The following is a 21612-nucleotide window of genomic DNA, read 5'->3' as shown; positions in this document are numbered from 1 at the left end:
GAACGGGCGCCGTCGTCTTCAATCAAGCAAATTCCAGGTGACGGCCCGTCGCGCGGTCGACGCCGGCGTAGGAGTCCTTAAGGCGTGCTTGTGCGTCCCTGAGGTCGCGCGGCGGCGGCGACGGGTCGATGCCGACGAGCTTGGCAATGTTGTTGCCGAGATAGCCCTCCAGATCATCCTCAGAGAGGTTGATGCCATGCGGCGGATCCTTGCACAGCACTTCCAGTTCGCGCAGCCACATGCCCGGATCGTTCGGCGGGCTGTCTGTGCCGAAGACGATCTTGTTCTTCGGCAGTTGCTGGGCGAACTCGACAATGCGCGACTGGAAGCACCAGCCGGACTCGCAGTAGACGTTCGGCGTATCCATCGCCATCCAGAATGACTCGAATGAGTAGTTGCCACCCGTCTGAATGCCGAAATGGCCGATGATGAAGTTGACCATGGGGAATTCACGGATGATCGGGTAGAACATCGTCGGGATGGTGTAAGGGCCGTCGCCTGTGTGGATGAGAACCACCACGCCGAGTTCTGCGCATTTCTTCATCGCAGGACGCAGCCAGTCGAGCGCGCGGTCGGGGCGATAGCCGTGCATGTTGGCGTGCAGCTTCAGCATTTTGAAGCCGTATTCCTTGACGTGGAATTCCAGCTCCGCCGCGCCGTTTTCAGGTCCCCAGCGCGGATTGTAGTTGAAGTTGCCGATAAAGCGGTCCGGGTACTTCTGGCAAAGCTCGGCGCAATAGGCCATGTAGTCGCGAATGCCCTCGCGGCCCTTGCGGTTACCGTCGCGGTAGCCGGTGTTGCCCGGCGGCGGCTGAATGAAGCCCATGTCGATCCGGCGCGGCTTGCCGTTGATCATGTAGGGGCCGTCCATCAGTTTGAGCATGCGCTCGCCGGTGAAGGGCTCGCCGGTGTGGCGCCACGCCTCGTCGACGAGATTGGTCGGGTGAAGATGGGTATCGATGATCATTGTTCACTCCGTTCAAATTTACGCGGCGAGCGCTACGCCGTGCTGGCGCAGATACGCCTCGGCTTCCTCGACCGTGGCCGGGGGCTTGGTTGCCTCAAGGCCGATCATGCGGGCGACGTTGTTGCCGAGGTAATCCTCCAGCGTATCTTCATCGAGGTTCAGTCCCTGCGGCGGCTCATGGCAGAGGACTTCCAGAAGGTTTATCCACATGCCCGGCTCGTTCGGCGGGGTATCGGAACCAAAGAGGATCTTGTGCTTGGGCAGGACCTTTGCGAATTCGACGATGCGCGACTGCAGGCACCAGCCTGATTCCACGTAGACGCTCGGCGTATCGAGCGCCATCTGCATCGGTTCGAACACGTAGACGCCGCCGGTCTGCACGCCGAAGTGCGCCAGGATGAAGTTTACTTCGGGGAACTCGCGGATGATCGGGTAGAACTCCGTCGGGATCGAGTACGGCCCGTCGCCGGTGTGTACTTTCACCATCAGGCCGAGATCGGCGCATTTCTTTAGAGCCGGACGCAGCCAGTCGAGTGCGCGGTCGGGACGATAGGCGTGCATGTTTGCCTGCAGCTGCACCATCTTGAAATCGAACTCCTTGGCGTAGCGTTCGATCTCTTCGGCGCCGTTCTGGGTGCCGTAGCGCGGGTTGTAGACGAAGCAGCCGAGGAACCGGTCGGGATGCTCGGTCACCATCTTTTCGGTGTAGGCCATGTACTGGCGGATGGCCGCCTTGCCTTCGAGATCCATCACCTCGTGGGTGTAGATGGTGTTGCCTTGCGGCGGCTGGATGAAGGCCTTGTCGATCCGGCGCGGCTTGCCGTTCACGTAGTAGGGGCCATCCATCATCTTCAGCAGCTTGTCGCCGGTGAACGGCGGTCCGTCGTGTCGCCAAGCCAGGTCCACCAGGTCGGTGGGATAGCAGCTCAGGTCAATAATCATAGGTTTCTCCTGTCGTAGAGGGTCCGGTCGATGCGGGGCCGCGCGATGAACGCCATGCCGGCCGAAGCCGGGCGTGGATCCGCGATCTAAGGAAATGCCGAAGACGGAGAGAACGGGCCGGCGCATAAGCTCCCTGGGCGGGGCAACCGGGTGTTCCTTGTGTGATCAGCATCGACATCGCAGCCTCATCTTCCAACAGACGGTGAGCAATTGTCGGTGCTTCTACTCGGCTTCAAGCTAACCTCGACGGAAGCGCCGTGTCAACAGATTATTTTTACTAAGCTATTGTTTTTATTTTATATTTTACGCTGAAGCGGCAGCAACCGCCCGCGCTGGAGGTGCGCGGGCGGCTCAGACAGAAAGACTTACGAAGGCACCGTCCGGCGTGGAGAATCGCTGCTATGGCACCAGGCATGCACGCAAGTTTCTGTCGATACCGATACGGTCGAGATTGCGGCCAATGAAAACGAATTTCGATTTCCGCCTGTCTTCGCCCCATGCGTGGTCAGGGCGGAAATCGACGAGCTTGTGCACCGCCTGAAGCACGAAGAAGCGATCGTCATTGGCGACCGAAACGATGCCCTTGGTGCGGAAAATGTCGTTGCCGTGTTTGTCCAGGTAACCTTCAAGGAAGGCGGCGAGTTTCTCAGCGTCGAAAGCCTCCGGGTAGACGAAGGAATGCGACGTTACGGTCGCGTCATGCCGGTGCGGTTTGAGAGCTGACGCGTGGCGATGGCCATGATCATGGGCATGACGGGCGTGATCGTGATCCGGATGTTCGCACGCCGCATCATGGCATTCGTGATGGTGATGACCATGCGCATCGCGATCGTCATCCAGGTCGATATCGAGGATTTCTGCCCGCTCGCGCACATAGGACGGCCGGAAGCCGTTCACGCCGAGAATGTTGGAAAGGTCGACCTTGCCATAGCTGGATCTGAGGATCGGCGCTGTCTGGTTGAGCTTGCGCAACGAACCCTCCAGCGACCCCAGCGCCTCGTCTTCTGCCAGGTCGATCTTGTTGACGATGATACGGTCAGCCGCGACGATCTGGTTGACCGCCTGGTTGTCGCTGCCATCGAGGACGGGATCGTAAAGATGCTGGTCGATATGCTTGGCATCGACCAGCGTGACCACCGCATCGAGCTCCACTTCTTCCGCCACGTTGCGGTCGACGAAGAAGGCCGTGGCCACGGGCGTCGGATCGGCGAGACCGGACGTCTCGACGATGATGTGATCGAACTTGTCCTTGTGGCTCAAGAGCTTCTTCATCACGTCGATCAGATCATTGCGCACGTCGACGAAACAGCAGATGCAGCCGTTCTGCATCTGGAAGATTTCCTCGTCGGAGGCGAGCACCAGATCGCTGTCGACGTCGACCTCGCCGTACTCGTTTTCAATGACGGCGATGCGATGACCGTGGCGTTCAGTCAGGATGTAATTGAGCAGCGTCGTCTTTCCCGACCCAAGGAACCCCGTGAGGATCGTGATCGGGAGCTTCTGCCGGCTCGCAGGTTCGATATGGATGTTCATTCGCCCTTCTCCCTCAAGGCTTTCAGAATATCTTCCGGAGTAATCGGATAGTGGTGGAAGCGCACGCCGACGGCGTCATGGATCGCGTTGGCGATCGAGGGGCCGATGGCGATGATCGGATCCTCACCGACGCCCTTGGCGCCCCAGGGACCACCTGGATCGGGCGCGGCTTCCAGAATGATCGTTTCGATATCCGGCATGTCCATCGAGAGCGGCATCTTGTAGTCGACCAGGCCGGCATTCAGCGACCGGCCGGTCTTCTTGCAGATGACGTAGTCTTCGGTAAGCGTGTGGCCGATGCCCTGCTGGATACCACCCTCAATCTGGCCTTGCGCAGCGATCGGGTGGATGACCCGACCGACATCGTGCACCGGCACGACACGCTTGACCTCGACGATCCCGGTTTCGATGTCGACGTCCACCTCGGTGAAATGTGTGGCGAAGGAGTAGGATTTCGTCGGCTCATAGGTGCCGTTGGCAACGATGTTGGCGGCGGGAATTCCTCGAGAAGGCCCCATTGCCTCGGCAACCGTCATGACGCGATCGGGCTCGGTGAGGACGAAAACCCGACCTTCCGAGAGATCAAGGTCAGAAGGTGCAAGCTGCAGCTTCATCGCAGCGCGCTCGAGCACGGCGGCGCGGACCTTGCCTGCAGCCATCTTCGCCGCGGTGCCGACCAGGTAAGTGGTGTGGCTTGCGAAGGCTCCGATATCCCACGGAACGACATCGGTATCGCCATGAATGACGCCGACGTCTTCGAACCGCACGCCGAGTTCTTCAGCGACGATCTGTGCGAGCGCCGTATGCGCGCCCGTGCCGAGACCCGCCGCGCCGGTGAGCAATGTCACCGTGCCGTCCTCGTTGATCTTAACCGTGGCGTTTCCCTGCTCCTTGATGCCCGGATAGGCCGACGAGCCGTGCATTTCGCAACCGACCCCCCATCCCGTTCGGATGTGCGGACGCTTCGGATCCGGCGTGCGATCGCGGTTGCGCAACGCCTTCCAGTCGAGCACGTCAATGCCGTGCTTCAAGCAGATCTCGAGCCCGTGGCCGATGATGGGGTGGCCGGAGGGCGCGATGTCGCCCTCGCGCACCACGTTCTTCAGCTTGAGCTCGGCGGGGTCCATGCCGAGCCGTTCGGCCGCCTCGTCCATCTGGATGTCGAGGGCATAGTAGCTCTGCACCACGCCATAGCCGCGGAAAGCGCCGTTGATCGGCGTGTTGGTGTAGACACAGCGCCCCTCCAGCCGCACGTTGTCGCAGCGATAGAGCGAGGTCGCCGCCGTCGTGCCGACGATTGTGACGCCTGGACCATGCGAGCCGTAGGCGCCGGAATCGTAGACGAGCTTCATGTCGCGGGCCACCAGCGTGCCGTCGTTCTTGAAACCCTGCTTCAGCCAGATCTTGCAGGGATGGCGCGAGCGCCCGGCGACGAAGGTCTCGCGACGGGTGAATTCCATCTTGACCGGCCGGCGCGTCTCCTTGGCAAGCAAGGCGCAAAGGAACTCGTGCTGGAAGAGATCCTGCTTGGCGCCGAAACCGCCGCCCATGTGGTCGACGAGCACGCGGACCTTCGTGAGCGGCAGGCCGAGCACTTCGGCAAGGATGCCTCGCACCATGAAGGAGGTCTGCGTTGACGTCCAGAAGGTGAGCTTGTTCGAGCCGTCCCAGTCGGCAATGCAGACATTCGGCTCCATATAGGCCGGGTGCGGACGTCCACCGGCAAAGGTGCCCTCGAGCACGAAATCCGCCGCGGCAAAGCCAGCATCGACATCGCCGCGGTTGACGCGTACCGGATCGAGAACCAGGTTGCCGCCGGGACCGACTTCATGGATCAGGGGCGCATCTGGCCGGGTGGCATCCTCAGGTTCGAAGACGGCCGGCAGCGGCTCGTATTCGACCTCGATCAGATCGAGTGCCTCGTCGGCGATCTCCTCGCTGACCGCCGCGACTGCGGCGACGCCCTCGCCCCAGAAACGCACGTGATCATCGAGGATGTACTGGTCCTTGGTGCAGGAAGCCGAACGCGGATGCGGCGAGCCGTAATGCAAGACGCGCGGCACGTTTTCGTGCGTCAGCACCGCTTTGACACCGGGATAGGCGAGCGCCTTGCTGACGTCGATGCTCTTGATGCGGGCATGGGCCAAGGCCGCGCGCTTGATCTTGCCGTGAAGCATGCCGGGCCGCTTGATATCACCGGTATATTGCGCCTCGCCCGTCACCTTTTCGAGCACGTCGTCGCGCTTGACGCTCTTACCGACGATCTTGAAATCGCGTTGTTCGATAGGGGTCGTCATGTTCATGATCTTGCAGCCTCCATCTCGCGCGCGGCGGATTTGATCGCGTCGAAAATCTTGGTGTAGCCGGTGCAGCGGCAGATATTGCCGGAAAGACCGAAGCGGATGTCCTCGTCGGTCGGGCGCGGATTGTCGTCGATCAGCTTCTTGGCCATCATCAAGATGCCCGGTGTGCAGAAGCCGCATTGCGAGGCGCCATGACGCATGAAGGCATCCTGCAGCGGGTGCAGCGTATCGACGCCTGGCTGGAGCCCTTCGACGGTCTCCACCGAACGGCCCTCCACTTCGACCGCGAGTATCAGACAGGCGTTGACGGGCTCGCCATCGACCAGCACCGTGCACGCCCCGCAATCGCCGACATCGCAGCCCTTCTTCGTGCCGGTGAGGCCGACGTCGTCGCGCAGCGCATCGAGCAGCGAGCGGCAGGTCTCGACCGCCATCTCCCGTTCCTCGCCGTTGACGGTGAATTCGACTATCCGTTTCATGCCAAAGCCTCCAATGCCTGGTTGATGGCGCGCCCCGTCAGGACGCCGACCATATCGAGCCGGTAGTCGGCGCTGGCGCGGACGTTGCTGATCGGCGTGCATTCCTCCATCGCCTTTCGGGCAGCGGACCTGATCGTGGCAGCGTCGAGTGTCGATCCAAGCAGAATGCGTTCTGCCTCAGGCGCGCGCAGCACGGTCGCGCCGACAGCACCGAGCGCTATGCGGATGTTGCTGCACACGCTGCCTTCCATGGCGAGGCTGACGGCAACGCCGACGGTGGAAAGCTCCATTGCCTTGCGGCGGCCGTGCTTGAGATAGGCTTTTCCTGCGTTGTCGCTGGCCGGCGGAACCGTAATGCCCGTGACGATTTCGCCTCGCTCGAGCACAGTCCTGCCGGCACCGGTGAAGAATTCCGAAAGCGGCACGACCCGCATGTTGGTACGGCTGTAAATGTGTATGAAAGCGCCATCGGCGATCAGCGGCGGAATGGTATCGGCCGACGGCGAGGCCCGACAGACGTTGCCAACAACGGTCGCACGGTTGCGCACCTGGATGGAGCCGAGCGAAGCGAGCGCAGAGCGAAGGTTCGGATAACGCTCGCGCACAAGAGGCAGGCGCTCAAGGCGGCCGACGCTTACCAGCGCGCCGAAGGTCAACCCGCGCGTCTCGTCATAGGTGATATCGGACAGGCCGGGGATCTGCTTGATGTCGACGACGTTGCGCACACGCCGCAGCCGCTCGCGAATTTCGACCAGCAGATCCGTACCGCCGTTAAACAGAAAGGTGTCGTCGCCAAGTTCGGTAAGAAGACGGGAGGCGTGCTCCAGCGTTTCCGCCCGATGATAGTCGAAGCGTCTCATGGTATTCCTCGCGGGGTTCGGGGCACCGGCGGCACATTGGCCGCCGGACTGGACTGGTGGCTCTCAGGCCGGGTCAGGCGCCGGCGCGCTGTTTTCGACCTCGACCTCGTCCGGGTCTTTCGCCGGCACGCCGTTGAACAGGATGTTAAGCAGGGCTGCCGCAAAGGTTCCGACGAGCACGCCGCTGTGCAGGAACTTTTCCAGCGCTGCGGGAAGCTGGACGAAGATGTTTTCGGCGACAACAGGCACCATGGCGAGGCCGACGCTGACGGCGACGATGTAGAGATTGCGGCGGTTGGCGGCGAAGTCCACCTTGGACAGGATCTTCACGCCGGTCGCTGAAACCATGCCGAACATGACGATCGCAGCACCCCCGACGACATAGCTCGGGATCGACGCACTGACGAAGGCAACCTTCGGCAGCGAACCGAGCAGGATCAGGATGAAACCACCCGCCGCCACCACCCATCGACTGAGCACGCCGGTGATCTGCAGCAGGCCGACATTCTGCGCATAGGTCGTGTAGGTGAAGGTGTTGAGCAGCCCACCGATAATGTTGCCGACACCGTCGGTTCTTAGGCCGCGGGTGAGTTCGGCCTGGGTGATCTTGCGCCCGGCCATATCGCCGACTGCGAGGAACTGGCCGGTCGATTCAATCATCATGACCGTCATGACCGCACAGAGCGAGAAGATTGACCAGAACTCGAAGATCGGCCATCCGAAGGCGAGCGGATGGATAATGCGAACCCAGTCCGCATCCGCGACGCCATGAAAATCCACCTTGCCGGCGGCAATGGCGACGGCGAAACCGATGCCGATGCCGATCAGCACCGCAAGGTTGGACAGGAAGCCCTTGAGAACGCGCGTAAGGAGCAGGATCGACAGAAGCACGATGGCGGCGACGGCAAGCGCGAACGGCGCGCCATAGGCCGGGTTCGGGATCATTCCCTCCGGCCCCTTGATCATCGGCTGGCCACCTGCCGCCCAGTTCACGCCGACCCGCATCAGTGACAGGCCGATCACCAGCATGACCGTGCCGGTGACGACGGGCGGGAAGAAGCGTACCCAGCGCCCGAAGAACGGAGCGGCCAGGATGGTAAACACACCGGAGCCGATGACGGCACCAATGACGCCGGGCATGCCGAGGTCGGGATTGGTACCCGTTGCGATGATGGACGGCACGGCGGTGAACGAAATGCCCATCATGATCGGCAGGCGAATGCCGACATTCCACAGGCCGAGCGACTGTATGATGGTGACGATGCCACAACAGAACAGGTCCGCGCTGACGAGCATCGCAATTTGTTCCTTGGGCAGTTGAAGCGCGCTGCCGACGATCAGCGGCACGGCCACCGCTCCGGCATACATGACGAGTACGTGTTGCAGGCCCAGAGCCATCAGGCTCGGGATCGGGTACATCTTTTCGACAGGATCCGTCGTATCGGGATTAGACATTCGCTTTCCTCCCAGCGAACAGCTTCCGGCGCGGTGGGGGGCATCTTGGCCTCATGGTGTTATCACCGCACGCCGTACATCGCGGATCATGCGGCTGGCCAAATCAGTTAACAATCGGCACAATTATATTTATTCATATAGTAATTGAATGAATGAGCTCCCATGGACATCACGTTAAAGCAGCTTCGGGCCTTCGTTACCGTAGCCAATCTCGGCCAGTTCACGCTTGCAGCCGACAAGCTCGGTTCGTCGCAATCGGCCGTTAGTACGTTGGTCCGCCAACTGGAGCAGAACCTCAATCTGCGTCTCTTCGACCGGCATACCCGGCTGCTGCGCCTCACCCAGGCGGGCATGGACATCCTGCCGGTCGCGGCACGCGCGGTGGCAGACATCGAAGGGATGGTGGAGAGCTCGCGCGAACTGAACGCGCTGCGGCGCGGCAAGGTATCGATCGCGGCTGGAACGGTGCAGGCGGCCCTGATGCTGCCGCAGCTCGTCAATGGCTTCAACAAGCTCTACCCGGAGATTACTGTCGCACTGCACGATGTCGCCGAAAAAGCCGTCCTGGAACAGGTGGCCAACGGCTCGGTCGACATCGGCATCGGGACGGCGCCGGAAGACGATACCGAACTCATGGGCACGCGGATCACCACCGATGAATTCCTCGTGGTCCTGCACCCGGATGATCCGCTGTTGAGACTGGCGGAAATCCGCTGGACGGATCTCGCCGACCGCAAGCTGATCGGTCCACAGCGCGGCAACCCGATCCGCGATCGCCTGGAAAACGAACTGGCGCGCAATGGCATCGTGTTGCCATTCGAAAAGGCAATGCAGGAGGTCGCATTGCCGCTGACGATCATCGGCATGGTCGAAGGCGGTCTCGGGGTCGCGATCATGACGTCGGCCGTCACCCGCCTTGCGACGTCCATGGGCCTTGTGGTGCGCACACCGACCGAGCCGCATATCAAGCGCGAAGTCAGCCTGATCCAGAAGCGCGCACGCTCGCTGTCGCCTGCCGCCCGACGGTTTCGCGACTTTCTTGTAAAATCGGTTCATTGAGGCTTTCAGGCCGATATGGGTTCAGAACTCAGGTCCGGCATCGGCCAGTCGCTCCGATTGACCGCGCTCAAATTCCAGCGTTATCTGGTGGCGCTGCTGGACCGCGCAACCGCGGGCAGGCAGGGCGCAGCGGCTTGACCCTGTGCGCGGATGCCGGCGTCCAAGACGCCTTTGGCCAACCGCCGCCCCCATCCACGCCAGTCCAGGAGCAATAACGATGGCGCACTCCCTGAAAGGCCGTGCCGACGCCGCGCGGACGAACTATCCCGACCTTTCCAGCGATGCCATCCGCACCGCGAAGGAAGACCTCGCCGCCTGTTTCCGCATGGCGGCACGCAACGGTTTCGAGGAAGGGATCTGCAATCACTTCTCCGCGGTCGTCCCCGGCCATGACACGCTCTTCATCGTCAATCCCTATGGCTATGCCTTTCGCGAACTAACGGCTTCAAAGCTGCTCGTGTGCGATTTGAACGGCACCGTTGTCGATGGCGAGGGCGAACCGGAGGCAACGGCCTTCTATATCCACGCCGAGATCCACCGGCTGCTGCCGCGCGCGAAGGTCGCCTTCCACACGCACATGCCCTATGCAACGGCGCTTTCGATGACGGACGGCCCGCCGCTGATCTGGGCAGGCCAGACCGCACTCAAATTCTACGGCCGCACGGCCGTCGACGAACATTACAACGGGCTGGCACTTGATCACCGCGAGGGTGCACGCATTGCCGAGGCGGCAGGCGATGCGGACGTCGTTTTCTTGAAGCACCATGGCGTCTTGGTGCTGGCGCCCACGATCGCCGAGGCGTGGGACGATCTCTACTACCTCGAAAGAGCAGCCGAGGTGCAGGTTCTCGCCATGTCGACGGGCAGGAAAGTTTCGCCGGTCGACCAGGCAATTGCCGAGGCCGCGTACCGGCAGATGCGCGAAGGCGATCCCCAGTCTGCTAAAGCCCATCTTGCCGCCATCCGCCGGCAACTGGATGCCGAAGAGCCTCAATACAGGCACTGACCTCCTGCGGCGTACCATAGCGCGGCGGCGATGCGCACCGACTCTAGTCGACGTATAATCCATTGATTATACTCGCTTTTTACAGCGACGATACATGCCGCAAAGAAAGACAATCGCCGGCAATTATTATGAATAATTTATCAAACAATTGAAATAATGAATTTGTTTGAATTAATCGCCCATGCTTAGTTTCTCGCCATAACAAAGAAGGTGGGGACGAATGGTACGTGACAATCCAGCGGCGTCGCTCAAAAGCCTGACGGCCGGCCAGCCCTTTGCTCTTACCGGCGGAACCGTCGTTCATGACGACGGTTCGCAGTCGCCAAGCGACATTATCGTAGGCGCCGATGGGCGCATCACCATCGCCGAGCCCTTTCTCGACACCAGTTCCTCAAGCGTCCGCGTGGACATCACGGGCATGCTCGTTTCACCGGGCTTCGTCGATGCGCATCAGCATCTCGACAAGACAGGCGTGCTTCGCTTCACGCCCAATCCGTCGGGCACGCTCCAGGGCGCTCGCGAAGCATTCGCGAAATATGCTCGCACCGCCGGCCCTGACGACATTCACAGGCGCGCGACCCGCACGATCGAGCGCTGTCTTTCACGCGGCACGACCGCGGTCCGCAGCCATATCAATGTCGATAAGGATGCAGGCTTCCACGGTATCGAGACCCTGGCGGGCATCCGTAGCGCAAATAGAGACCGCATCACCCTGCAGCTCGTCGCGTTCATGACGCCGCATCCCGGTCAGGATTTCGATTGGCTTGAGAAGAATATAGGCGGCGCCGTGGCGCTCGCCGACGCGGTCGGTGGAACACCCGCCGTCTCGGAGGACCCGCCGCGTTATCTCGACATCTTGTTTTCCGCCGCAGTGGAGGCCGGAAAGCCGGTCGACCTGCACCTTGACGAACACCTCAATGCCGGTGTCCAGCTTCTGGACGCCGCCCTTGAACGGGTCGAGCGCTTCGGCATGCAGGGCCGCACGGTCTTCAGCCATGTTTCGGTGCTGAGCGCCCTGCCCCGTCGTGAATTCCAGCGCATCGCCGAACGGCTGCTCGCCCTTGATGTGGGCGTCGTGACGCTGCCGGCGGCAAATCTCTACCTGCAGGGCCGCGACTACGAAATGCTGCCCCCGCGCGGACTGACGCGCGTGGCCGAATTGCATCGCGCCGGCGTTACCATCGCCACCGCCTCGGACAACATCCAGGACCCGTTCGTTCCGACCGGTTCGGGGGACATGCTGGAAATCGCGCGTTGGACGCTGCTTGCCGGACATCTGCGTGGCGACGAACTCGCCGCCGCGCACAAGATGATCACAACCGCGCCAGCCCGCCTGATGGGCCTTGGCCGGGACTACGGACTCAAGGCCGGTGCCCGCGCCGATTTCGTCATCAGCGACTGCGTCGATACCGACACGCTGGTTGCCGGCGGACCCGACCGTGCCTTCGTCTTTTCGAACGGGCGGCTGGTTTCGCAGAGCATCACAGAAAACATCCGCCTGAAGGAGAACGCATAAAAGGGAACGGCTGCTCCGGGGGGATTGGAACTTCAATCTAATGGGAGGAATGAAATGAACACCGCAATTTCACGTCGTTCGCTGCTTGCATCAACTCTCGGGCTGGCTCTTGCCGGATCGCTCTGCCAGGACTTTGCACGCGCTGAAGATTTCAAGATGGGTCTTCTGGTCCCCGGCAGCGTTTCGGAAGAGGGATGGAACCGGATCGGCTACAATGCGCTGAAAGGCGTCGAGGAACAGCTCGGCGCCAAGGTCAGCTATGTCGAGTTGCAGCAGAACCCGGCATCGTTTGAGAAGGCGTTTCGCGACTATGCGAGCCAGGGCTACAAGGTCATCCTCGGACATGGCTTCGAATTCCAGGATGCAGCACTCGACGTGGCCGAGGACTATCCGGACACCTACTTCCTAATCTCTTCCAGCGCCATCCACGAAGGCAACGTCATCGGCCTCAACACCGATACCAGCCAGCCCTTCTACCTGATGGGCGTCATTGCCGCCAAAATGGGCGGCAAGGCCGGTCTTGTCGGCGGCATGGAGATCCCTCCAATCCAGCAGGCGTTCGCAGGCTTCAAGAATGGTGCAAGAAGCATCAACCCGGATTTCCCGATCAGCGAAGCCTATATCGGCAACTTCACCGACACGACCGCTGCCAAGGAAGCGGCCTTGAGCATGATCGCCCAAGGTGCTGACTTCGTGGTTCCGAACGCCTCGGGTGCGACGGTCGGCGGCTATCAGGCGATCGCAGAATCGGGTCCCAACGTGCGCTCCTTCTCGATCTTCAGCGACTTCACCGAGGTTGCGCCCAACAACATCCTCGGCCTCTACGTCGCCGACTATGCGCAAGGCGTGGTCGAGGTGGTGCGCTCGATCAAGGACGGCAATCCGCCGAAGGAAAACGTGGTCTTCGGCCTGAAGGACCCCAAGGTCATCTCTTTCACCTTCCGAGAGGATGGTCCGGTCTCGGTACCGGCAGATATCCAAGCCGAGGTGACGGCAATCAGCGCCAAGATCGCCGCCGGGCAAATCAAGACCGGCGGGCAATAGCCGATTGCGGTTGCGGCCGGCTTACCGGCCGCAACACATCCTTCCGCATCACAACAACATCCGGACCCCACCCATGGCACAGGTAAACCAGGGAGTGCGTGAGACCGTGAATTCTCAAGCAACCCAAGCATTCTACCGCTCGCTCTCGCAGGCTGCGATCAGCACCGTGACACCTCTGGCAGCGGTCCTCGTCGCGCTTGCCTGCGGCGCTGCCCTGCTCTGGCTGAACGGCTTCAACGGCAGCGATGTCGTCACCGTCATGATCTTCGGCTCCTTCCAGGACATGCGATCGGTCGGAGAGATTCTTCTGAAGGCGACGCCGCTGATCCTGATCGGCGCAGGTCTTTGCGTCGCCTTCCGCTGTTCGATCTGGAATATCGGCGCCGAAGGTCAACTCTATGTCGGAGCGATCGCCGCCACCTTCGTCGGCACCAGCATCGACGGTCTGTCTGTCTGGGTGCACGCGCCGCTCGTGATGCTGGCGGGCGCCCTTGCAGGCGCCGCCTGGGCCGGCATCGCGGGCTATCTCAAGGTGCGCTTTCAGGCGAGCGAGATCGTTACCACGATCATGCTCAACTACATTGCCCTCATCATGACGAGCTACCTCGTCACCGGTCCGATGCGCGATGCAAGTGCCGCCTACCCCCAATCCGCAAAGCTCGTTCGTGAGGCCTGGACGCCCCGCATCGTCACGGACATGCGGCTTCACATCGGCATCCTCGTTGCCGTGGCCCTGGCGATCGCACTATCCATCTTCCTCAAAAGGAGCAGCCGGGGATTTGCGTTGCGCGTCGTCGGCGTCAATCCGCATGCTGCCCGCTATGCCGGCATGAATGTCGCGCGAAACGTCATGATCGCGATTTGCATCAGCGGTGCGCTCGCCGGCCTTGCCGGGGCCTTCGAGGTGGCGGGCGTCACGCGTCGGCTCTATCAGAATATCTCCCCCGGCTATGGTTTCGAAGGCATCGCGGTGGCGCTGCTGGCCAATAACAATCCACTGGCTGCGATCCTGTCGGGGGGTCTCTTCGCGACGCTTCGCTCGGGTTCGGAAATCCTCCAGATCAACTCTCAGGTCCCGCAGATCCTCGTCTTGATCATTCAGGGCATCGTCATTCTATCGGTCGTCGCTTTCGCCAAGTTGCGCGACTTCTTCAGGATAGTGGCTTGAAAGCATGGAAACTCCCCAAGCGTCGCGAACGCTTCGGGACAACAAAACTTTAGCGACATTCCGGAAGGGTCTCATATGGACGACATGATGTTTGGCACATTTCTCGCGACGCTTGTCGGCGCCGCCTGGAGGCTTGCGACACCGCTCATATTCGCCTCGATCGGAGAGGTCTTTTCCGAACGGGCAGGCGTGCTCAATATCGGCCTCGAGGGTACGATGCTGATGGGTGCGTTTTGCGGCTTCGCCGCTGCGTCCGCGACCGGCAACATTCCCCTTGGGCTCTCAGCAGGTATCGCCGGCGGCATGCTGTTCGGGCTGATCTTCGCCTTCCTGACGATCACCATCAAGGCGGATCAGATCGTCGTGGGTGCGGCTTTGAACCTGCTTGGCATGGGCCTTACCGGCTTCCTCTTTCGCACCTACTACGTCTCGACCGGCAAAGGCATCGAAATCGCACAACCCGTCCGCATCCCCTTCCTCAGCGATCTGCCTTTCCTCGGGGAAGCGTTCTTTCGGCAAAACCTCATCGTCTATTCGACGATCCTCGTCACAGTCCTTGCCGCGCTGGTGCTTTACCGCACCTCCTTCGGCCTTACCCTTCGAGCGGTCGGCGAACATCCCAAGGCCGTGGACGTCGCCGGCAGAAGTGTAACTGGCTACCGCTATGCGGCGGTGATGGTCGGCACCGGCCTTGCCGGACTTGGAGGCGCGTTCCTGACGCTTGGCCACTCCAATCAATTTGTCGAAGGCATAACCTCCGGCCGCGGCTTCATCGCGCTTGCAGTGGTCGTTTTCGCGCGCTGGTCGCCGACCGGGGCCTTCTTCGTCTCCCTGCTCTTCGGCCTCTTTTATGCGCTGCAGCTCATGCTCCAGGCGCAGGCATCGATCGTCGTGCCGTACCAGGTGCTGCAGGCACTTCCATACGTCATGACGATCATCACGCTCGTCGTCGTCCGCGGCAGGGGCTCCGCACCGAGCAAACTCGGCCAGCCCTACGAGATGAGGTAACGGATATGTCCAAGCTTCCTTTCCTGCGCATCGATAATATCCGCAAGCGCTTCGGTTCCATTGTGGCGAGCGACGGCGTGTCACTGGAAATTACAGAGGGCGAGATCCATTCGCTGCTCGGCGAAAACGGCGCGGGCAAGAGCGTGCTGATGAGCATGATCTGCGGCATGGTACGCCCCGATGAGGGCGAGATCGTCTACAAGGGTCAATCCGTGCGCTTCAACAGCCCTCGGGAAGCGATCCGCCAGCGCATCGGCATGGTGCATCAGCACTTCATGCTGGTGCACAACCTGACGGTGGCGGAAAACTACATCCTCGGCCAGGGCTCGGCGCTTGGCGTCATCAACGACATGAACAAGGTGCACGAGACAATCCGCGCCCTTTCAGACCGCTATGCGCTCGACGTGCGCCCCGAGGCGCGCATTGAGGATCTTTCGGTCGGCGAGCAGCAGCGCGTCGAAATCCTCAAGGCCCTGTTCCACGGTGTCGATCTGCTGATCCTCGATGAACCGACCGCCGTTCTTACGCCGCAGGAGACCGACCGACTGCTGTGCCTCATGGGTGACCTCGTGAAGGACGGCAAGACCGTCGTCTTTATCTCGCACAAGCTCGACGAGGTGATGCGCGTCAGCAATCGCATCAGCGTCATGCGCGACGGCCGCGTCGTGCACACGATCGATGCGCGCGAGACCAATGCGCGTGACCTTGCCCGCATGATGGTCGGCCGCGACGTCCGCATGGAACTGCCGCGAAGCCCCTCGTCTCCCGGTCGCATCGTGCTTTCGGTTGAAAATCTCGTCTGCCGCGGCGAGGCTGGCCTGCCCGCCGTGCGCGGCGTCAGTCTCAATGTGCGCGCTGGCGAAATCGTCGGGATCGCAGGTGTGTCCGGCAATGGTCAGACGGAGCTTTCGCTCGGGCTTTCCGGTCTTTTGCCGATCGAATCCGGCCGCGTGATGCTCAATGGCGAAGACATCACAGGCCTCGACCCCGCCCGCATCAATGCCAGGCGCTTCTCCCACATTCCCGAGGACCGGCACAAACATGGGATCGTGATGCCGCTATCGCTCAGCGAGAACACCATTCTCCAGCGCTATGACCAGAAACCCTTCGCGACCCGCGGCATGCTGAACCGACGGGCAATCGGCGAACAGACCCGCGATCTCATCAAGCGTTTCCGCGTGAAATGTCGAGACGAAGACCAGCCGATCGGTGCCCTGTCGGGCGGCAACCAGCAAAAGCTGGTGGTCGCGCGCGAACTGGCGCGCAATCCGGATTTCATCCTCGTCAACCAGCTTGCCCGCGGTATTGACATCGGCGCGATGGAGTTCGTGATGGAGGAGATGTTGAAGCAACGCGACAACGGCCGGGCCATCCTCTTGATTTCCACCGAACTTGAGGAGCTCTTTGCGATCTGCGATCGCATACTCGTGATGTTTCACGGCGAAATTCTTGGCGAATTGCCGCCGGACCGCAGCCGCCTGGACGAACTCGGCCTGCTGATGGCCGGCAACAAAGAGCAACCAGCACTTGCGGGGTAGACAAGAGTAGACGCGGCAGGCTTTGATGAAAGTTCGACAACAGGAGGCCGCGCATCGATGAACATAACCCTGCGGCAACTCAGGGCCTTCATAGCGGTCGCCGAGCTCGGCCAGTTCAATCTGGCCGCACGCAACCTCCATCTTACCCAGTCTGCGGTCAGTATTCTTATCCGCGACCTGGAATCGGAGATCGGGGTGCGCCTCTTCGACAGACACACGCGCATGGTCTCCCTTACCCTCGTCGGGGAGGAGTTTCTGCCGCAGGCACGAAAGATCCTCAAGGACCTGGAGCTTGCGGTCGGGGACGTGCGTGACAACGCTTCCTTGAAGCGCGGCCAGGTGACGATCGCTGCGGCGATCGTTCTTGCCGCCACCATCGTGCCGCCGATCATCGCGCGGTTCTTACGCATGTACCCGGAGATCTCCGTCAACATCCGCGACATGCCGGAGGAACAGATCACCCCCGCGCTCAAGCGCAACGAGGTCGACATTGCCGTCGGGACGCTGTCACAGGAGGATCCGGAGATCACCGCAACCCCGTTGCTGCGCGACAAGCTGATGCTGGTCTGCCGGGAGGATCACCGCTTTGCCAAGCGCAAATCGGTGCGCTGGGCGGAACTGCAGGGGGAAACCCTCATCACGCTGGCCGCCGCCAACCCTCTGCGCAACATCGTCGAGCACAACCTGATCCGTGTCGTTCCAAACTTCCGGCCAAAATACGAAGTGCGTTTCTCAACGACCGCAATCAGCATGATCGCCGCGGGCATGGGGGTCGCGGTATTGCCGGAAAACTCCAGCCAGCTCGCCTCCGCCGTGCGTGTCACGACCGTCGACCTGGTCGAGCCCCTCGTCATGCGCGACGTTTCCCTGTTGCAGCGCCGTCAACACAGCCTTTCGCCTGCCGCTGAACGCCTGAAGGCGGTGTTCGTTGCGAGCGCAGCCGAACGAACGGACTTTTTGCAAGGCGTCACCGACTAGAGAGGCGAGGGTCGGGCCTGACGAACGCAGCTTGCGAGTGAGTTCTCCGCATTTTTTTCGGCGAATAGTGACCGTATTCACCGCAAGGACGCGCGCGAACAGATGGGAAGGGCGGGGATCGAATGTTGGCCTCCACGCAAGGCGCCGCGATCTGTGGCAGGCGAGATCGAACCATTCGAAATCGAGCTCGCTCCTTTGGCCGACCCGGGGTGGATCGACCCAGTTTTTAAGACGCGTACCCTATTCGCCTCACCAGCGAGCAACGCGTGAAGGCTTCGGGCTCTCATCACCGCTCTGCGAGGAGGCACACGAAAGATCGCCACAGACATACTTACCCATACAGATCGCCCGGAAGCTGATTATCGGGGCCAGAGCTTTATCCGATCTCGGAAAGTACATCCTTCAATGTAGTAAGGAAGACGTTGGCGTTCTCTCTGGAGAATGGCAGAGGCGGCCTGATTTTAAGGATATTGCCATGTTTTCCTGTCGCGCTGATTAGCACGCGGCGATCTCTCAGGCCGTTGACGACCTTGAGTGACAATTGGGCATCTGGCTCGCGGCTTGCACGATCCGTCACGAACTCCATACCGAGAAACAAACCGCATCCCCGGACATCGCCGATCGAGGCGAAGTCGTCCTGGAGACGCTGCATGCCGGCAAGCAAGTGCGCACCGGAATCCTCAGCATTGCGCATGAGTTCTTCACCCTCGATGACGTCGAGTACCGCCGAAGCAGCAGCGATCGAGACGTTATTGGCGCCGAAGGTGTTGAAGTAGCGAATGTCCTGCCCGAAGCGAGCCTGGATCTTGGACTTCATGACGGCGGCAGCGATCGGCATCCCGTTGCCCATCGGCTTACCCATGACGACAACGTCAGGAACAATGCCATGGCGCATAAACCCCCACATATGAGAGCCCATGCGTCCGAAACCAGGCTGCACTTCGTCCGCGATGTAAAGGGCGCCCGCCGCATTGAGGACGTCGACGACTGGCTTCAGGAAACCGGGAGGATCGGAGAAGATACCGTCCGTTGAAAAGATGCCGTCAGCGATGAAGGCGGCAGGCGCAATGCCGCGGCGTCTCATGAAGGCAATTGCTTTGGATACATCTTCGGCTAGCGCGCTGCCAACATTGCGTCCATCGGTACGGCGAGCATCGGGTGCGGGCACCGTAAAGACATGTTGCCCGAGCGGCATGTTCGGCCCGAGAGACGGGGAAATTTCCGCAGCGGCCGTCGTGACACCATGATAGGCATTTTCCGTGATGATTACACCGGTCCCTCCGGTGTAATACCGCGCAAGACGCAGCGCCAAATCCACTGCCTCGCTACCGGTACAGGTATACATCACGCGATCGAGCTCGCTCGGAAACGTTGCAAGCAGCCGCTCGGAATAGTCGAGAATTTGCTCGCTGAGATAGCGGGTGTGCGTATTGAGTTGGGCGGCCTGCCGGGCGATGGCATCGACCACATGCGGATGGCAGTGCCCAACCGACGGCACGTTGTTATAGGCATCGAGATACGCCTCACCGTCGGGGCCATAAAGCCAGACCCCTTCAGCCCGGACGATATGGACCGGCGTGTCGTAGAACAACCGATAGGACGGTCCAAGCAGTGTCTGGCGTCGTTCGACTAGATTTCGCTCACGCGCCGGAAGGCTGTCCAGTCGGGAGGCATCAAAGCCGTTGACCATGGAGGCAGCAGGCCCGCAGGTAAGGGACTTGTTCATGTTCTTGATCCTTGTCGATTGGCCGCACACAGTCGTTCGATTGCGCTTTCCTTCGGAATGGCATCAAGGCGCGCAAGCTGCGCCCAAACGCTGGCACTACGGATGGTGAAGCGCGCAGCATGCTCGGGAAACAGCCGCGCCCGCCACTGAGGGATCGCGAGCCGCATCACCAGTCGCATCACCGCCGCAGTGTAGACGAGTGCGATTTCCGCTTCAGAAAGTACACATTCGTCGCAATATCCCCCGACCAGGTCGCACATCGCCTGCACCGGGTCATTCTCGGCGCCAATCTGGTAGGCGGCTGCGACGCCCACGTCGAAGAGAATGGGAGCATGGACCATGTCGCCGAAGTCGATGATGCCGGTTATGTCCTGTGGTCGCGCCGGGTCGACCAGGATGTTCTCCATGTTGAAATCGTTGTGGATGACCTGCGCCGGCAGTGAGTGCATCACGGGGATGATCTGCGCCTCGAATTCGTCGATCGCCCTTTCGAGCCTCGCCCTCTCGAATGGATCCGCGAATGCCGGCATCAGGTCGCGCATGCCGCCGGCATGTTTCATATCCCAGGTTATCCTGTGCGATGCGGCCGCGTGTGTAAAACTCTTCAGCGCCTTCTGCATCCGCCCGAGCAAAGCGCCGACCTTCCTGCGCTGCAGCGCAGAATTCAGCGCGGTGCGCTGCGCGATCCCCGGGACGAAAGTGACCATTCGCACACCACGGGTGCCACCATCATCGGCGTCAAAACGGAAATCGGCGGCCCCGTCACGGGTTCGGATGATACGCTGGACGGGAATGCCCGGGTCCATTGCTTGAACATGCAAGAGTGCCTCGCTGTGCATGCTGGTGACGAGAGGATCCTCCGCCGGATTGAGGACTTTGAGGAGATAGGCGGTCCCGTCCTCAAGCGTCAGGCGATAATTGCTGTCCTTTTCTCCCCACAGCCATTCGGCCTTGCCACGGAGCCCGTAATGATCACGGGCGATGCGCTCTGCCTGATCGGGAGGCACCGCAATCGCGCTTGTCTCCAGTTCGGCACCAAGCATGCGCACAGCAGCATTCGTCGTCTTTGCCGACATCGCGTTTCACTTTTCTTGCCTGTCGCGCGCATCCGGCACTGGCGCACGAAGTCGCTAGTGAATGGGCAGGGCGCAAGGGTCGCATTAAGGGTGGCAACATATTGGCGCCTGCGCACCGGAAATGCGGGCGATGCACGGGCGTTGTCCAACCGGTCGATTTGCTGCAATCAGACGTGCTGACCGCCGTTGATGTGAATCTCCGCACCGTTGATGTAAGACGAAGCTTGGGTGCACAGGAAGTAAATCGTTTGCGCCACTTCGCGTGTCGTGCCCAGTCGGTTCAACGGCACTTGAGACTTTACGAGGTCCTCGGTTCCGGGTGACAGGATGGCGGTGTCGATCTCTCCCGGCGCGATCGCGTTGGCACGGATGCCGAGCGGCCCGAATTCGTGGGCGAGTTCGCGCGTCAGCGCCGCCAGTGCCGCTTTCGACGCGGCATACGCCACGCCTGCGAATGGATGGACGCGCGAGCCGACGATCGACGTGACGTTCACAATCGAACCCTGCGCCGCTTTCAGCTCCGGCAGCAACGCACGCGCCAGCAACGCCGTCGAGACAACGTTTACGTTGAGGACGCGCGACCAGGTGGAAGCATCAGTGTCAACGACGCCAAGACGCGATCCTCCGGGCCCCTTCGGCGAGATGCCGGCGTTGTTGACGAGCGCAGCCAACTTGCCGTCTGGCAGACGCTCGCGCACCGCCGCAGCCAGACTGTCAATGCCTTCCAGATTCTCAAGATCCGCCTGAATGTGGCTATCACGCGCGGAGGGCCAGCGGCATTCTTCAGAAAATGGCTGGCGCGATACCGTCAATATCCTCCAGCCATTCTCCTGGAAAAGCTTCACAGTTGCATGACCAATGCCGCGGCTGGCACCTGTAAGAAGCATATAGTTGATGGTCATAAGACACTCCGAATGCGGCAATCAACACTGATGTCCTCATGCTATCGGGCCA

18 protein-coding genes are annotated in these 21612 nt (G+C 61.0%); 8 read left to right on the top strand and 10 right to left on the bottom strand.

What is annotated here, in order from left to right; genetic code table 11:
- Positions 1-22 precede the first annotated feature (22 nt).
- The 7 genes from AB4Z53_RS22740 to AB4Z53_RS22710 form a co-directional block, all read right to left on the bottom strand.
- Positions 23-967, bottom strand: a complete 945-nt coding sequence (locus tag AB4Z53_RS22740) for an amidohydrolase family protein (protein WP_441597800.1) — start codon at positions 965-967, stop codon at positions 23-25.
- Positions 968-985: 18 nt separating this feature from the next.
- Entirely contained in the window at positions 986-1909 is a 924-nt protein-coding gene (locus AB4Z53_RS22735) for an amidohydrolase family protein (protein ID WP_034791747.1), read from the bottom strand.
- A gap of 399 nt (positions 1910-2308) precedes the next feature.
- Positions 2309-3442: a CobW family GTP-binding protein gene (locus AB4Z53_RS22730; RefSeq protein WP_441597799.1), complete on the bottom strand. Its 1134-nt coding sequence runs from the start codon at positions 3440-3442 to the stop codon at positions 2309-2311.
- On the bottom strand, positions 3439-5745 hold the full coding sequence (locus tag AB4Z53_RS22725) for a xanthine dehydrogenase family protein molybdopterin-binding subunit (RefSeq protein WP_441597798.1): 2307 nt from the start codon (positions 5743-5745) through the stop codon (positions 3439-3441). Before AB4Z53_RS22725 ends, AB4Z53_RS22730 begins: the two co-directional genes overlap by 4 nt.
- Positions 5742-6224, bottom strand: a complete 483-nt coding sequence (locus AB4Z53_RS22720; protein ID WP_441597797.1) for a (2Fe-2S)-binding protein — start codon at positions 6222-6224, stop codon at positions 5742-5744. Before AB4Z53_RS22720 ends, AB4Z53_RS22725 begins: the two co-directional genes overlap by 4 nt.
- Complete coding sequence (locus AB4Z53_RS22715; RefSeq protein ID WP_441597796.1) at positions 6221-7084, bottom strand: FAD binding domain-containing protein; 864 nt, start codon at positions 7082-7084, stop codon at positions 6221-6223. The genes AB4Z53_RS22720 and AB4Z53_RS22715 overlap by 4 nt, the downstream gene beginning before the upstream one ends.
- 63 nt (positions 7085-7147) lie before the next feature.
- Entirely contained in the window at positions 7148-8539 is a 1392-nt protein-coding gene (locus AB4Z53_RS22710; protein WP_441597795.1) for a nucleobase:cation symporter-2 family protein, read from the bottom strand.
- Between the two features lie 162 nt (positions 8540-8701).
- On the opposite strand from AB4Z53_RS22710, the gene AB4Z53_RS22705 reads away from it, so the two are divergent.
- From AB4Z53_RS22705 to AB4Z53_RS22670, 8 genes are all read left to right on the top strand, one after another.
- Complete coding sequence (locus AB4Z53_RS22705; RefSeq protein ID WP_441597794.1) at positions 8702-9598, top strand: LysR family transcriptional regulator; 897 nt, start codon at positions 8702-8704, stop codon at positions 9596-9598.
- Between the two features lie 217 nt (positions 9599-9815).
- On the top strand, positions 9816-10604 hold the full coding sequence (locus tag AB4Z53_RS22700) for an aldolase (RefSeq protein ID WP_441597793.1): 789 nt from the start codon (positions 9816-9818) through the stop codon (positions 10602-10604).
- Between the two features lie 220 nt (positions 10605-10824).
- Positions 10825-12120: an amidohydrolase family protein gene (locus AB4Z53_RS22695; RefSeq protein ID WP_441597792.1), complete on the top strand. Its 1296-nt coding sequence runs from the start codon at positions 10825-10827 to the stop codon at positions 12118-12120.
- A gap of 54 nt (positions 12121-12174) precedes the next feature.
- Positions 12175-13164, top strand: coding sequence for a BMP family protein (locus tag AB4Z53_RS22690; protein ID WP_441597791.1), 990 nt, complete (start codon positions 12175-12177; stop codon positions 13162-13164).
- A 106-nt stretch (positions 13165-13270) separates the two neighbouring features.
- Entirely contained in the window at positions 13271-14332 is a 1062-nt protein-coding gene (locus tag AB4Z53_RS22685) for an ABC transporter permease (protein ID WP_441597790.1), read from the top strand.
- A gap of 75 nt (positions 14333-14407) precedes the next feature.
- The gene (locus AB4Z53_RS22680; RefSeq protein WP_441597789.1) at positions 14408-15340 is read left to right on the top strand and encodes an ABC transporter permease; all 933 of its coding nucleotides are present in this window, start codon (positions 14408-14410) and stop codon (positions 15338-15340) included.
- 5 nt (positions 15341-15345) lie between these two features.
- Positions 15346-16878, top strand: a complete 1533-nt coding sequence (locus AB4Z53_RS22675; RefSeq protein ID WP_441597788.1) for an ABC transporter ATP-binding protein — start codon at positions 15346-15348, stop codon at positions 16876-16878.
- A gap of 57 nt (positions 16879-16935) precedes the next feature.
- Positions 16936-17856, top strand: coding sequence for a LysR family transcriptional regulator (locus AB4Z53_RS22670; RefSeq protein ID WP_441597787.1), 921 nt, complete (start codon positions 16936-16938; stop codon positions 17854-17856).
- Between the two features lie 376 nt (positions 17857-18232).
- On the opposite strand, the gene AB4Z53_RS22665 is transcribed toward AB4Z53_RS22670, so the two are convergent.
- The 3 genes from AB4Z53_RS22665 to AB4Z53_RS22655 form a co-directional block, all read right to left on the bottom strand.
- Positions 18233-19546 carry an aspartate aminotransferase family protein gene (locus tag AB4Z53_RS22665; protein WP_441597893.1) on the bottom strand — a complete coding sequence of 438 codons (1314 nt, stop codon included), beginning with the start codon at positions 19544-19546 and terminating at the stop codon, positions 18233-18235.
- 32 nt (positions 19547-19578) lie between these two features.
- Complete coding sequence (locus tag AB4Z53_RS22660; RefSeq protein WP_441597786.1) at positions 19579-20658, bottom strand: phosphotransferase; 1080 nt, start codon at positions 20656-20658, stop codon at positions 19579-19581.
- A 167-nt stretch (positions 20659-20825) separates the two neighbouring features.
- Positions 20826-21560 (bottom strand): SDR family NAD(P)-dependent oxidoreductase, encoded by a 735-nt coding sequence (locus AB4Z53_RS22655; protein WP_441597785.1) that lies wholly within the window; start codon positions 21558-21560, stop codon positions 20826-20828.
- Positions 21561-21612 lie beyond the last annotated feature (52 nt).

Origin of the sequence: Ensifer sp. 2TAB8, assembly GCF_052115125.1 — a bacterium.
Classification (GTDB): domain Bacteria; phylum Pseudomonadota; class Alphaproteobacteria; order Rhizobiales; family Rhizobiaceae; genus Ensifer.
Note: the sequence above shows the minus strand (reverse complement) of the source record. Positions and strands in the feature narration are given on the sequence as shown.

Coding starts and splice junctions, on each gene's coding strand:
- AB4Z53_RS22655 (WP_441597785.1), bottom strand. CDS start 21,560: ATGACCATCAACTATATGCTTCTTACAGGTGCCAGCCGCGGCATTGGT.
- AB4Z53_RS22690 (WP_441597791.1), top strand. CDS start 12,175: ATGAACACCGCAATTTCACGTCGTTCGCTGCTTGCATCAACTCTCGGG.
- AB4Z53_RS22730 (WP_441597799.1), bottom strand. CDS start 3,442: ATGAACATCCATATCGAACCTGCGAGCCGGCAGAAGCTCCCGATCACG.
- AB4Z53_RS22710 (WP_441597795.1), bottom strand. CDS start 8,539: ATGTCTAATCCCGATACGACGGATCCTGTCGAAAAGATGTACCCGATC.
- AB4Z53_RS22735 (WP_034791747.1), bottom strand. CDS start 1,909: ATGATTATTGACCTGAGCTGCTATCCCACCGACCTGGTGGACCTGGCT.
- AB4Z53_RS22660 (WP_441597786.1), bottom strand. CDS start 20,658: ATGTCGGCAAAGACGACGAATGCTGCTGTGCGCATGCTTGGTGCCGAA.
- AB4Z53_RS22700 (WP_441597793.1), top strand. CDS start 9,816: ATGGCGCACTCCCTGAAAGGCCGTGCCGACGCCGCGCGGACGAACTAT.
- AB4Z53_RS22670 (WP_441597787.1), top strand. CDS start 16,936: ATGAACATAACCCTGCGGCAACTCAGGGCCTTCATAGCGGTCGCCGAG.
- AB4Z53_RS22680 (WP_441597789.1), top strand. CDS start 14,408: ATGGACGACATGATGTTTGGCACATTTCTCGCGACGCTTGTCGGCGCC.
- AB4Z53_RS22705 (WP_441597794.1), top strand. CDS start 8,702: ATGGACATCACGTTAAAGCAGCTTCGGGCCTTCGTTACCGTAGCCAAT.
- AB4Z53_RS22665 (WP_441597893.1), bottom strand. CDS start 19,546: ATGGTCAACGGCTTTGATGCCTCCCGACTGGACAGCCTTCCGGCGCGT.
- AB4Z53_RS22695 (WP_441597792.1), top strand. CDS start 10,825: ATGGTACGTGACAATCCAGCGGCGTCGCTCAAAAGCCTGACGGCCGGC.
- AB4Z53_RS22720 (WP_441597797.1), bottom strand. CDS start 6,224: ATGAAACGGATAGTCGAATTCACCGTCAACGGCGAGGAACGGGAGATG.
- AB4Z53_RS22725 (WP_441597798.1), bottom strand. CDS start 5,745: ATGAACATGACGACCCCTATCGAACAACGCGATTTCAAGATCGTCGGT.
- AB4Z53_RS22675 (WP_441597788.1), top strand. CDS start 15,346: ATGTCCAAGCTTCCTTTCCTGCGCATCGATAATATCCGCAAGCGCTTC.
- AB4Z53_RS22740 (WP_441597800.1), bottom strand. CDS start 967: ATGATCATCGATACCCATCTTCACCCGACCAATCTCGTCGACGAGGCG.
- AB4Z53_RS22715 (WP_441597796.1), bottom strand. CDS start 7,084: ATGAGACGCTTCGACTATCATCGGGCGGAAACGCTGGAGCACGCCTCC.